The organism is Lysobacter daejeonensis GH1-9, from assembly GCF_000768355.1.
Lineage (GTDB): Bacteria > Pseudomonadota > Gammaproteobacteria > Xanthomonadales > Xanthomonadaceae > Aerolutibacter > Aerolutibacter daejeonensis.
The window spans coordinates 1-11451 of sequence record NZ_AVPU01000024.1; the positions used below are offsets into that span (position 1 = coordinate 1).

Sequence of the window (11451 nt, forward strand, 5' to 3'; positions counted from 1 at the left end):
CCGGTGCCCACCGCCGAGACCGGCGCCCGCGTCGAGCCCGTCGCGCCGTCCACGCAGCCCGACGCCCTTGCCGCCCGCGAAATCGAGACTGCGGCCACAGCCAGCGAGCCGCGCACCCCGCCGGTGGCCTTCACGGCCGACGAGCTGATGCCCAACAAGGTGCCCTACGCCAGCCCCGCCGTGCGCCTGTTTGCGCGGGAACTCGGCGTGGACCTCGGCCACGTCAAGGGCAGCGAGCGTGGTGGCCGCATCACCCGCGAGGACGTGCAGAAGTTCGTCAAGGGCGTGATGCAGGGCGGTGGTGCCATGGCCGCGACGCCGGTAGCCGGGGGGGGGGGGCTCAACCTGCTGCCGTGGCCCAAGGTCGACTTCGCCAAGTTCGGCCCGGTCGAGACCCGCGAGCTCAGCCGCATCCAGAAGATCTCCGGCGCCAACCTCGCCCGCAACTGGGCGATGATCCCGCACGTCACCCAGCACGACGACGCCGACATCACCGAGCTGGAAGAGTTGCGCGTGCAGCTCAACAAGGAAAACGAGAAATCCGGCATCAAGCTGACCATGCTCGCCTTCCTGATGAAGGCCTCGGTCGCCGCGCTGCAGAAGTTCCCCACCTTCAATGCCTCGCTCGACGCCTCGGGCGAAGTGCTCACCCTCAAGCAGTATTTCCACATCGGCTTCGCCGCCGACACGCCCAACGGCCTCGTGGTGCCGGTGGTGCGCGACGTCGACAAGAAGGGCGTGCTGCAGATCGCGCAGGAAACCAGCGAGCTGGCCAAGAAGGCGCGCGATGGCAAGCTCGGCCCCGCTGACATGCAGGGCGGCTGCTTCTCGATCAGCTCGCTGGGCGGTATCGGCGGTACCAAGTTCACGCCGATCGTGAATGCGCCGGAAGTCGCCATCCTCGGTGTGTCCAAGTCGGCCATCCGCCCGGTGTGGAGCGGCAGCGCGTTCGAGCCCAAGCTGATCCTGCCGCTGTCGCTGTCGTACGACCACCGCGTCATCGATGGCGCCGCCGCCGCGCGCTTCACCGCCTACCTGGCGCAGCTGCTGGCCGACATGCGCCGGGTCCTGCTGTGACCGTGCGCGCCATGTGTCTGGCCGCCGCGCTGGCGGTCGCGCCGCTCGCGCAGGCAGACGAGTGCGTGGTTGATCTTGGCCGCGGCTGGCCTGTAGGCGCACAGAACCACGGTGAAGCCGCGGAGAAACTGCTGTTCGGCGGTCGCCAGCCGGTGCTGTCGTTGACCTGGCTGCCCGTGCGCGGGGAGGAACGCAGCCTGCAACTCGTGCCTGCCGAGAGCGGTGACTGGACGCTGCGCTACAGCCTCGCCGACGAGCGCGTGCTGCAATGGACCGCCGTGCGCAACGGCGTCGAGCAGCGGTTGGTGCTGGAGCAGACCCCCGAAGTGCTGGAAGTGCCGATCCCGGCCTTGGTTGGCCAGCGGTTGGTGGACGACTGGGGCCGCGTGCTGGCTACCGTCGCGCCGGCAAGCCGCGCAGCCAACTTCCACGAGGGTGACCTATGGCTGCTGCAGGTGGAAGGCATGCGCATCAGCGGCCTCGCGCCCAAGTGCGGCCCTGCCGAGCGCCTGCATGAACAGATCGGCCTGCTGATCGAAGCCGTGGACGAGAAGGCCTCCAAGCGCGAGAAGCGCTGGACCCAGATCCAGGAATCACTGGACACGATGCGCGAAGAACTGGCCAGCACCACGGGTGCCGACGAAGGAGTGGCCCATGCCAACGATTGAGATCAAGGTCCCGGACATCGGCGGTTATGACGATGTGCCAGTGATCGAACTGCTGGTCGCCGTGGGCGACACCGTCGCCAAGGACCAAGGCCTGGTCACGCTGGAGTCGGACAAGGCCACGATGGAAGTGCCGGCCTCGCACGCGGGTGTGATCAGGGAACTCAAGGTCAAGCTCGGCGACGCCGTGTCCGAAGGCAGCGTCATCGCGCTGATCGAAGCCGAAGGCGAGGGCGCCGCACCGGCAGCGACGCCGGCCACCGCACCCGCAGCGGCACCGGCTTCGGCTGCACCTGCAGCAACGCCCGCCGCCACCGGGGCTGCGTCCGCACCGATCGCGCCGGTTGCGCCGGTTGCGCAACCGGCGTCGCCCGCGGGCCCCGCTCCGGCCGCCGCCTCCGGGCGCAAACCCGACATCGAGTGCCGCATGCTGGTCCTCGGCGCGGGTCCGGGCGGCTATACCGCCGCGTTCCGCTCCGCCGACCTCGGCATGGATACCGTGCTCATCGAGCGCTACGCCAGCCTCGGCGGTGTCTGCCTCAATGTCGGCTGCATTCCGTCCAAGGCGCTGCTGCACGCCGCCGCGGTGATCGACGAAGCCGCGCACGCCAAGGACTATGGCATCGACTTCGGCAAGCCCAAGATCACCCTTGACGCGCTGCGCGCCTACAAGGAAAAGGTCGTCGGCCAGCTGACCAAGGGCCTGTCCGGCATGGCCAAGCAGCGCAAGGTGCGCGTGGTCGAGGGCGTGGGCAAGTTCGTGTCGCCGCATGAGGTGGAGGTGGCCGGGCCCAACGGCACCCAGCTCATCCGCTTCGAGCAATGCATCATCGCCGCGGGCTCGCAGGCGGTGAAGCTGCCGGGCTTCCCGTGGGGCGACGCGCGCGTGATGGATTCCACCGACGCGCTGGAATTGGCCGAAGTGCCGAAGAGGCTGCTGGTCGTGGGCGGCGGCATCATCGGCCTGGAAATGGCCACCGTGTACCGCGCGCTGGGCAGCGAAGTGACCGTGGTCGAATTCGCCGACCAGATCATGCCGGGCGCCGACACCGACCTGATCAAGCCGCTGGCCGACCGTCTGAAAAAGCAAGGCGTTATCGTCCACACCAAGGTCAAGGCCGCGGGTACCGAGGCGCTCAAGGGTGGCCTCAAGGTGCGTTTCGAGCCTGCGCAGGAGGGTGGCAGCGCACCCGAGCCGCAGACCTTCGACCGCGTGCTGGTTGCCGTCGGCCGCTCGCCCAACGGCGGCAAGTTGGACGCGAACAAAGCCGGCGTCAGCGTCACCGATCGCGGCTTCATCCCGGTCGACCGGCAGATGCGCACCAACGTGCCGCACATCTTCGCCATCGGCGACCTCGTCGGCCAGCCGATGCTGGCGCACAAGGCCACGCACGAGGGCAAGCTCGCCGCGGAGGTCGCGTTTGGCGAGAAGAAGGAGTGGGTCGCGCGCGTGATCCCGTCGGTGGCCTACACCGATCCGGAAATCGCCTGGGTGGGCGTCACCGAGACCGAAGCCAAGGCCAAGGGCCTGAAGGTGGGCGTGGGCAAGTTCCCGTGGGCCGCCAGTGGCCGCGCGATCGGCCTGGGCCGCACCGAGGGCTTCACCAAGCTGGTCTTCGATGAGGCCACGCACCGCATCATCGGCGGCGGCATCGTCGGCGTGCATGCCGGCGACCTGATCGCGGAAATCGGGCTCGCCATCGAGATGGGCTGCGAGGTGCATGACATCGGCGCCACCATCCACCCGCATCCGACGCTGAGTGAGTCGGTGGGCATGGCGGCCGAGGTCTATGACGGCACCATCACCGATCTCTACCTTCCGAAGAAGAAATGACAGCAAAGCCCCGGCCCGGGGAGCACACCCGGGCCGGGGCTTTGAGTGCCGCCGTTGCGTTGCCTTTGACGAGGAGGTTTGGAGCGGCGGGACTCGGGGTATGGGACCGGCGCGGCGGGAAAAGGTTCCCGCCGGCGCGCAGATTCAAGCGATAACTTGCGTCGATGGCCGGGGTGCGGCCGAGGCGCGGCGTGGATTGCGATGGGCCAGCCGCCGCCACACCTTTTCGTGCAGGTGGAAGGCCACGGTGTTGACCGCCGGCTCCACCAGCGCCATGGCGCCGCCAACCCAGACGCTGCCGGTCATGAGGTAGCCCAGGGTGAAGGCGACGGTGAAGTGCACGGCGGCAAAGCTGAGGGTCTTGCGCATGGCATCTGCCTGCAAATGAGAATTGATCTCGATTATCCGGCTGCCTTCTAGGCCGTCCAGTCGAAATTTCCTGCGGTTTTCATAGATCGAGCCAATCGCCCCGGGCCGTGAGCCGTTGTTTCACAAGGAAACCGCCGACCATCGTCGGTTGCTCCGCCCCCGTAGCCGTTCTATACTTTTGCGGCTTACCCGGGCGCTTTTCAGCCCACTTCCTCCGACCGGGACCAGCGTGCACGACCCACTGACAGCCGGCCGTCGCCTGGCGACCCGCACGGTCGTCTGGCAAGCCACCGCGACAGCCCTGCTGGCGCTGGCTTTCCTGGCCAAGGGTGGCACGCATGCCCTCGCGGCGCTGCTTGGCGGCGGCGCGATGGCGGCCGGAGGTGCCATCGCGGCCCGCCTGCTGTTCAGGGGTGGCGTCGGGTCCGCGGGCACGGTCATGGGCCGCTGGCTGGCGGGCTTGGCATTGAAGTGGCTGGTGGTGTTCGTGGTGCTGTGGTTGGGCGTGGTGGTCTGGCACTTGCCGGCGCTGCCGCTGCTGCTGGGGATCGTGGCTGCACTCGTTGCGCTCGCCCTCGCCGCGACCCGTCGCTGACGGCACTGGTTTGGCCAGCAATCCGTCGTTCATAAATTTCACATTGCAAGGTTAGGGCACATGTCCGGCGCGGCAGAACTGACTCCCACCGAATATATCCAGCACCACCTCAAGAACCTGACCGTCCAAGTCGGCGAGGGTGGCTTCTGGACCCTGCACCTGGACACGTTCATCACCGCAGTGCTGATGGGCCTGGTGATCGTGTTCGCGTTCTGGCTGGCCACGCGCAAGGCCACGTCCGGCGTGCCGGGCAAATGGCAGGCCTTCGTCGAGATCTGCCTGGAGTTCGTCGACAAGCAGGCGCGCGACACCTACCACGGTCCGAGCAAGCTGGTGACGCCGATCGCGATCACCCTGTTCTTCTGGATCCTGATGATGAACCTGCTGAAGATGATCCCGGCAGACTTCATCGCCAAGCCGCTGGAGCTGGTGGGCGTCCATTACTGGAAGCCGGTGCCGACCGCCGACGTCAACGCGACGCTCGGCATGTCGATCAGCGTGTTCTTCCTGATGCTGTTCTTCGCCATCCGTTCCAAGGGCCTGGGCGGCTTCACCAAGGAATTCCTGACCGCGCCGTTTGGCAAGTGGATGGTGCCGTTCAACCTGATCCTCAACATCGTTGAGTGGCTGAGCAAGCCGATTTCGCTGGCCATGCGACTGTTCGGCAACATGTTCGGCGGCGAAATCGTGTTCCTCCTCATCTGGGTGCTCGGCGGTGCCGGCATCCTGGGCGCCCTCGCGGGCGGCGCGTTCGGCCTCGGCTGGATGCTGTTCCACCTGCTGGTGATTCCGCTGCAGGCGTTCATCTTCATGATGCTGTCCATCGTGTACCTGAGCCTGTCGGAAGACGCTCACTAAGCGCTTCGGCGCACGCTCGAATCGTTTCAACCCTTCCTCGTTTCAACCCTTAAAGCACCCGTTCGGAGACAACCATGGAAATCCTTGCCCACCTCGCTTCGGTTCAGGCCTCGACCGTTCTGGCCGTCGGCATCATGATCGGCCTCGCCGCCCTCGGCGCCGGTCTCGGTCTGGCCATCATGTCCGGCAAGTTCCTTGAGTCGGCCGCCCGCCAGCCGGAGCTGATCCCGGTCCTGCAGGTCCGCATGTTCATCACCGCCGGCCTGATCGACGCCGCGTTCATCATTACCGTCGCCGTCGCCCTGCTGCTGGCCTTCGCCAACCCGCTGGCCTCGGCGCTGCTGGCCGAAGCCGCCAAGCTGGCCGGCTGATAAGCCAATCCGCTTGACGGGTGCGGGCCGGTTCGCCGGCCTGCACCACGGTTGAAGGACGGGCGCGACATCGCGCCCTTTCCCGTCACCTCTGGCAGAGCATCATCAATGAACATCGGCATGACCCTCATTGCCCAGGCGCTGGCATTTGCCGGTTTGATCTGGATCATCGCGACCAAGATCTGGCCGCCGCTGCTGGCTGCGATCGAAGAGCGCCAGCAGAAGATCGCCGAAGGTCTGGCCGCGGCTGACAACAGCCAGAAGGCCCTGGCCCAGGCCCAGGAACAGGTCGACGCCGCCCTGCGCGAAGCGCGTGGCAAGGCCAACGAGATCATCGAGCAGGCGCACCAGCGCGCCAACCAGATCATCGACCAGGCCAAGAACGAAGCCCTCGCCGAAGGCGAGCGCCAGAAGGCCCTGGCCCTGGCCGAGATCGAAGCGTCCGCCACCCGCGCCCGCGAAGACCTGCGCAAGCACGTGTCCGCCCTGGCCGTGACCGGCGCCGAGAAGCTGCTCAAGCGCGAAATCGACGCCAACGCCCACAAGGCGCTGCTCGACGAGCTCGCCGCGGAAATCTGAGCCCACCATGAGCCAGCCCCTGACCCTCGCCCGCCCGTATGCCCGCGCAGCCTTCGCGTTGTCGCGTGACGGTGGCCGTTCCGCCGACTGGTCGAAGGCCCTGGCCTTCGCCGCGCGCGTGTCCGCCGACCCGCAGGCGCAAGCCGTGCTCGGCCACCCGCTGCTGAGCAGTGCCGACGCCGTCGGCCTGCTGGTCATCGACGGCGCCGACGAAGCCTTCATCCGCTTCCTCGGCTTGCTCGCCGACAACCGCCGCCTCCCGCTGCTGCCGGAGATCGCCGGGCTGTTCGAGGAGCTGCGCGCCGAGGCCGACCGCGTGGTCAAGGCCAAGGTGACCGCCGCCGCCGAACTGCCGGCCGCCGAACTCGAGTCGATCAAGGCCGCGCTGATGAAGCGCTTTGGCCGCGACGTCGAGATCGAGACGGCCATCGACGCGTCGCTGATCGGCGGCGCGGTGATCGACGCCGGCGACGTGGTCATCGACGGCTCGCTCAAGGGCAAGCTCTCGCGCCTGCAATCCGCGCTCGCGGGCTGACGGCACACAAGTCTTCAATTGCTACTCCGGCGGCAACGCCGGGCACATAGGGAAACTCCCATGCAAACCCAGCTCAACCCGTCCGAAATCAGCGAACTGATCAAGACCCGCATCGAGAAGGTCAAGCTGGCCGCCGAGGCGCGCAACGAAGGCACCGTCACCTCGGTGTCCGACGGCATCGTGCGCATCCACGGCCTGGCCGACGTGATGCAGGGTGAAATGATCGAGCTGCCGAACAGCACCTTCGCCCTGGCCCTGAACCTGGAGCGCGACTCCGTCGGCGCCGTGGTCCTGGGTGACTACGAGCACCTGCGCGAAGGCGACGTGGCCAAGACCACCGGCCGCATCCTCGAAGTGCCGACCGGTCCGGAGCTGCTGGGCCGCGTGGTGAACGCCCTGGGCGAGCCGATCGACGGCAAGGGCCCGATCAACGCCGCGATCTCCGCGCCGGTGGAGCGCGTGGCTCCGGGCGTGATCTGGCGCAAGTCGGTCGACCAGCCGGTGCAGACCGGTTACAAGTCGGTCGACTCGATGATCCCGATCGGCCGCGGCCAGCGCGAGCTGATCATCGGCGACCGCCAGACCGGCAAGACCGCGATGGCCATCGACGCCGTGATCAACCAGAAGGGCACCGGCATCAAGTGCGTGTACGTCGCGATCGGCCAGAAGGCCTCGACCGTGGCCAACATCGTGCGCAAGCTGGAAGAGAACGGCGCGCTGGCCCACACCATCGTCGTGGCCGCCACCGCCTCCGAGTCGGCCGCGATGCAGTACATCAGCGCCTACTCCGGCGCGACCATGGGTGAGTACTTCATGGATCGCGGCGAAGACGCCCTGATCGTGTACGACGACCTGTCCAAGCAGGCCGTGGCCTACCGCCAGATCTCGCTGCTGCTGAAGCGTCCGCCGGGCCGCGAAGCCTACCCGGGTGACGTGTTCTACCTGCACAGCCGCCTGCTGGAGCGCGCCGCGCGCGTGTCCGAGGAGTACGTCGAGAAGTTCACCAACGGTGCCGTCAAGGGCAAGACCGGTTCGCTGACCGCGCTGCCGATCATCGAGACCCAGGCCGGCGACGTGTCCGCGTTCGTGCCGACCAACGTGATCTCGATCACCGACGGCCAGATCTTCCTGGAAACCGACCTGTTCAACGCGGGCATCCGCCCGGCCGTGAACGCCGGTATCTCGGTGTCGCGCGTCGGTGGCGCCGCCCAGACCAAGATCATCAAGAAGCTGTCGGGCGGCATCCGTATCGCCCTCGCCCAGTACCGTGAGCTGGCCGCGTTCGCGCAGTTCGCCTCGGACCTGGACGAAGCCACCCGCAAGCAGCTCGAGCGCGGCCAGCGCGTCACCGAGCTGATGAAGCAGAAGCAGTACGCGCCGATGTCGATCGCGCTGCAGGCCCTGTCGATCTACGCCGTCAACGAGGGTTACCTCGACGACGTGCCGGTCAACAAGATCCTGGCGTTCGAAGACGGCCTGCACGCCCACTTCATCAACACCCAGGGCGCGCTGATCGACCAGATCAACAGCACGGGCAACTGGAACGACGACATCGAAGGTGCCTTCAAGAAGGGCATCGGCGAGTTCAAGACCACCGGTTCCTGGTAAGCCCCACGTCGGGCGCGCCGTTCGCGGCGCACCGGGCAGGGCAGGCAACCATCCGCGCGGGCCTCGGCCCGCGTCGTTGAGTCCAAGCAGAAGAGAGCAGCATGGCAGGCGGACGCGAAATCAAGACGAAGATCAAGAGCGTGCAGAACACCCGCAAGGTGACGCGCGCGCTCGAGATGGTCTCGGCCTCCAAGATCCGCAAGGCGCAGGAGCGGATGCGGGTGTCGCGCCCTTACGCGCGCGTGATGAAGCAGGTGATCGGCCACCTGGCCCAGGCCAACAGCGATTACCAGCACCCGTACATGGTCGAGCGCAAGGACGTGAAGCGCGTTGGCTACATCGTGGTGTCGTCCGACCGCGGCCTGGCCGGCGGTCTGAACAACAACATGTTCCGCAAGCTCGTCACCGAGTTCCGCAAGTGGCAGGAGCAGGGCGTCGAGATCGACGTGGTCACCATTGGCCAGAAGGCCTCGGTGTTCTTCCGCCGCCTGCACGTGAACATGCTGGCTTCGGTCACCCACCTGGGCGACCAGCCCAAGCTCGAGCAGCTGGTGGGCGTGGTCAAGGTCGTGCTGGACGGCTACAGCGCCGGCAACATCGACCGCGTGTTCGTCTGCTACAACGACTTCGTCAACACGATGGTGCAGCGCGCGACGTTCGACCAGCTGCTGCCGTTGCCGCCATCCGATGCGCCGGTCGCCAAGCATGACTGGGACTACATCTACGAGCCCAACGCCGAAGGCGTGCTGGACCACGTGCTGACCCGCTACATCGAGTCGCTGGTGTACCAGGCGGTGCTCGAGAACGTGGCCTCCGAACATGCCGCGCGCATGGTCGCGATGAAGGCCGCGTCCGACAACGCCAACAAGCTGATCGGCACCCTCCAGCTGGTCTACAACAAGGCCCGCCAGGCGGCGATCACCCAGGAAATCTCGGAAATCGTCGGCGGCGCCGCGGCGGTCTAAGCCCGGGTTTGAACACACATTCCGGCACGGGCAGCCGCCCGCGCCAAGCAGATTTAAAGTTAGAGGAAACCACAATGAGCCAGGGCAAGATCGTTCAGATCATCGGTGCCGTTGTCGACGTCGAGTTCCCGCGTGAGTTCGTGCCGAAGGTGTACGACGCGCTGAAGGTCGACGGCACCGCGATCACGCTGGAAGTGCAGCAGCAGCTGGGCGACGGCGTCGTCCGCACCATCGCCCTCGGTTCCACCGACGGCCTGAAGCGCAACCTGATCGCCACCAACACCGGCAAGGGCATCGCGGTGCCGGTCGGCGCCGGTACGCTGGGCCGCATCATGGACGTGCTCGGCACCCCGATCGACGAGGCCGGCCCGGTGGCCGCTTCCGACCATTGGGAAATCCACCGCGCCGCCCCGTCGTACGAAGACCAGTCCTCGGCCAACGAGCTGCTGGAAACCGGCATCAAGGTCATCGACCTGATGTGCCCGTTCGCAAAGGGCGGCAAGGTCGGCCTGTTCGGCGGCGCCGGCGTGGGCAAGACCGTCAACATGATGGAGCTCATCAACAACATCGCCAAGGCGCACTCGGGTCTGTCCGTGTTCGCCGGCGTGGGCGAGCGTACCCGCGAGGGCAACGACTTCTACCACGAGATGAAGGACTCCAACGTCCTCGACAAGGTGGCGATGGTGTACGGCCAGATGAACGAGCCGCCGGGCAACCGTCTGCGCGTCGCCCTGACCGGCCTGACCATGGCCGAGTACTTCCGCGACGAGAAGGACGCCTCGGGCAAGGGTAAGGACGTGCTGCTGTTCGTCGACAACATCTACCGCTACACGCTGGCCGGTACCGAAGTGTCGGCGCTGCTCGGCCGCATGCCGTCGGCGGTGGGCTACCAGCCGACCCTGGCCGAGGAAATGGGCGTCCTGCAGGAGCGCATCACCTCGACCAAGACCGGTTCGATCACCTCGATCCAGGCCGTGTACGTGCCCGCGGACGACCTGACCGACCCGTCGCCAGCGACCACCTTCGCCCACCTCGACGCCACCGTCGTGTTGAGCCGTAACATCGCCTCGCTGGGTATCTACCCGGCCGTGGACCCGCTGGACTCGACCTCGCGCCAGCTGGACCCGAACGTGATCGGCAACGAGCACTACGACACCGCGCGCAAGGTGCAGTCGACGCTGCAGAAGTACAAGGAGCTCAAGGACATCATCGCGATCCTGGGCATGGACGAACTGTCGGAAGAAGACAAGCAGGCCGTGTCGCGCGCCCGCAAGATCGAGCGCTTCTTCTCGCAGCCGTTCCACGTGGCCGAAGTGTTCACCGGCTCGCCGGGCAAGTACGTGTCGCTGAAGGACACCATCCGCGGCTTCAAGGGCATCGTCGAGGGCGAGTACGACCACCTGCCGGAGCAGGCGTTCTACATGGTCGGCTCCATCGAGGAAGCGGTCGAGAAGGCCAAGAAGATGGGCGTGGGCTGAGCGCCCACCCTTTCTTCCGCACCTGATCAACCAAGGACATCCTGATGAGCACCACCTTCCGTTGCGACATCGTCAGCGCCGAGAACGAAATCTTCCACGGTGACGCCGAGCTGCTGGTCGCCACCGGCGAGATGGGCGAACTCGGCATCGCGCCGCGCCATGCGCCGCTGATCACCCGCCTGAAGCCGGGCAAGGTCGTGGTGACCCTGCCGGGCGGCGAGCAGGTCGACATCGCCATTTCCGGCGGCATCCTCGAGGTGCAGCCGCAGGTGGTGACCGTGCTGGCCGACACCGCGATCCGCGCCGAGGACATCGACGAGGCCAAGGTGCGCGCGGCGAAGGAAGAAGCCGAGCGCATCCTGTCCAAGAAGGATCCGAAGATGAGCCTGGAGGAAGCCCAGGCGCAGCTGGCGATGAGCATCGCCCAGCTGAGCGCGCTGGAGCGCCTGCGCAAGAACCTCAAGCACTGAGCCTGCGGGCGACGTGGTTGCGAGAACGCCGGCCTTGCGCCGGCGTT

The 11451-nt window shown here is 66.7% G+C and carries 13 protein-coding genes; 12 read left to right on the forward strand and 1 reads right to left on the reverse strand.

Going from position 1 to position 11451, the window contains the following annotated elements:
- The 3 genes from N800_RS12035 to lpdA all read left to right on the forward strand — a co-directional run.
- On the forward strand, positions 1-1077 hold a 1077-nt coding region (locus N800_RS12035; RefSeq protein ID WP_036138915.1), incomplete at its 5' end, for a dihydrolipoyllysine-residue acetyltransferase.
- A 2-nt stretch (positions 1078-1079) separates the two neighbouring features.
- Positions 1080-1745, forward strand: coding sequence for a hypothetical protein (locus N800_RS12040; protein WP_036138983.1), 666 nt, complete (start codon positions 1080-1082; stop codon positions 1743-1745).
- On the forward strand, positions 1732-3576 hold the full coding sequence (gene lpdA, locus N800_RS12045; protein WP_036138918.1) for a dihydrolipoyl dehydrogenase: 1845 nt from the start codon (positions 1732-1734) through the stop codon (positions 3574-3576). The genes N800_RS12040 and lpdA overlap by 14 nt, the downstream gene beginning before the upstream one ends.
- A 144-nt stretch (positions 3577-3720) precedes the next feature.
- On the opposite strand, the gene N800_RS12050 is transcribed toward lpdA, so the two are convergent.
- Positions 3721-3945, reverse strand: coding sequence for a DUF2061 domain-containing protein (locus N800_RS12050; protein WP_036138921.1), 225 nt, complete (start codon positions 3943-3945; stop codon positions 3721-3723).
- Positions 3946-4174: 229 nt separating this feature from the next.
- Here N800_RS12050 and N800_RS12055 point away from each other — a divergent pair, with 229 nt between their 5' ends.
- The 9 genes from N800_RS12055 (at position 4175) to N800_RS12095 (ending at position 11404) form a co-directional block, all read left to right on the forward strand.
- Positions 4175-4540: a hypothetical protein gene (locus N800_RS12055; protein ID WP_036138925.1), complete on the forward strand. Its 366-nt coding sequence runs from the start codon at positions 4175-4177 to the stop codon at positions 4538-4540.
- A 60-nt stretch (positions 4541-4600) separates the two neighbouring features.
- Positions 4601-5398 (forward strand): F0F1 ATP synthase subunit A, encoded by a 798-nt coding sequence (gene atpB / locus N800_RS12060; RefSeq protein WP_036138927.1) that lies wholly within the window; start codon positions 4601-4603, stop codon positions 5396-5398.
- Between the two features lie 74 nt (positions 5399-5472).
- Positions 5473-5769, forward strand: coding sequence for a F0F1 ATP synthase subunit C (atpE, locus tag N800_RS12065; protein WP_036138930.1), 297 nt, complete (start codon positions 5473-5475; stop codon positions 5767-5769).
- 108 nt (positions 5770-5877) lie between these two features.
- The gene (locus N800_RS12070) at positions 5878-6348 is read left to right on the forward strand and encodes a F0F1 ATP synthase subunit B (protein WP_036138933.1); all 471 of its coding nucleotides are present in this window, start codon (positions 5878-5880) and stop codon (positions 6346-6348) included.
- 7 nt (positions 6349-6355) lie between these two features.
- On the forward strand, positions 6356-6883 hold the full coding sequence (locus N800_RS12075) for a F0F1 ATP synthase subunit delta (protein ID WP_036138936.1): 528 nt from the start codon (positions 6356-6358) through the stop codon (positions 6881-6883).
- Positions 6884-6943: 60 nt separating this feature from the next.
- Entirely contained in the window at positions 6944-8491 is a 1548-nt protein-coding gene (gene atpA / locus N800_RS12080; RefSeq protein WP_036138938.1) for a F0F1 ATP synthase subunit alpha, read from the forward strand.
- Positions 8492-8592: 101 nt separating this feature from the next.
- Positions 8593-9456 carry a F0F1 ATP synthase subunit gamma gene (atpG, locus tag N800_RS12085; RefSeq protein WP_036138941.1) on the forward strand — a complete coding sequence of 288 codons (864 nt, stop codon included), beginning with the start codon at positions 8593-8595 and terminating at the stop codon, positions 9454-9456.
- Between the two features lie 74 nt (positions 9457-9530).
- Positions 9531-10934 (forward strand): F0F1 ATP synthase subunit beta, encoded by a 1404-nt coding sequence (gene atpD / locus N800_RS12090; RefSeq protein ID WP_036138943.1) that lies wholly within the window; start codon positions 9531-9533, stop codon positions 10932-10934.
- A 44-nt stretch (positions 10935-10978) separates the two neighbouring features.
- Positions 10979-11404, forward strand: coding sequence for a F0F1 ATP synthase subunit epsilon (locus tag N800_RS12095; RefSeq protein WP_036138946.1), 426 nt, complete (start codon positions 10979-10981; stop codon positions 11402-11404).
- The last annotated feature ends 47 nt before the right edge of the window (positions 11405-11451 follow it).

What these genes read in the sequence shown, in the direction of transcription:
- lpdA (WP_036138918.1), top strand. Translation starts at nt 1,732, where the DNA reads ATGCCAACGATTGAGATCAAGGTCCCGGACATCGGCGGTTATGACGAT.
- N800_RS12050 (WP_036138921.1), bottom strand. Translation starts at nt 3,945, where the DNA reads ATGCGCAAGACCCTCAGCTTTGCCGCCGTGCACTTCACCGTCGCCTTC.
- atpB (WP_036138927.1), top strand. Translation starts at nt 4,601, where the DNA reads ATGTCCGGCGCGGCAGAACTGACTCCCACCGAATATATCCAGCACCAC.
- atpE (WP_036138930.1), top strand. Translation starts at nt 5,473, where the DNA reads ATGGAAATCCTTGCCCACCTCGCTTCGGTTCAGGCCTCGACCGTTCTG.
- N800_RS12070 (WP_036138933.1), top strand. Translation starts at nt 5,878, where the DNA reads ATGAACATCGGCATGACCCTCATTGCCCAGGCGCTGGCATTTGCCGGT.
- N800_RS12075 (WP_036138936.1), top strand. Translation starts at nt 6,356, where the DNA reads ATGAGCCAGCCCCTGACCCTCGCCCGCCCGTATGCCCGCGCAGCCTTC.
- atpA (WP_036138938.1), top strand. Translation starts at nt 6,944, where the DNA reads ATGCAAACCCAGCTCAACCCGTCCGAAATCAGCGAACTGATCAAGACC.
- atpG (WP_036138941.1), top strand. Translation starts at nt 8,593, where the DNA reads ATGGCAGGCGGACGCGAAATCAAGACGAAGATCAAGAGCGTGCAGAAC.
- atpD (WP_036138943.1), top strand. Translation starts at nt 9,531, where the DNA reads ATGAGCCAGGGCAAGATCGTTCAGATCATCGGTGCCGTTGTCGACGTC.
- N800_RS12095 (WP_036138946.1), top strand. Translation starts at nt 10,979, where the DNA reads ATGAGCACCACCTTCCGTTGCGACATCGTCAGCGCCGAGAACGAAATC.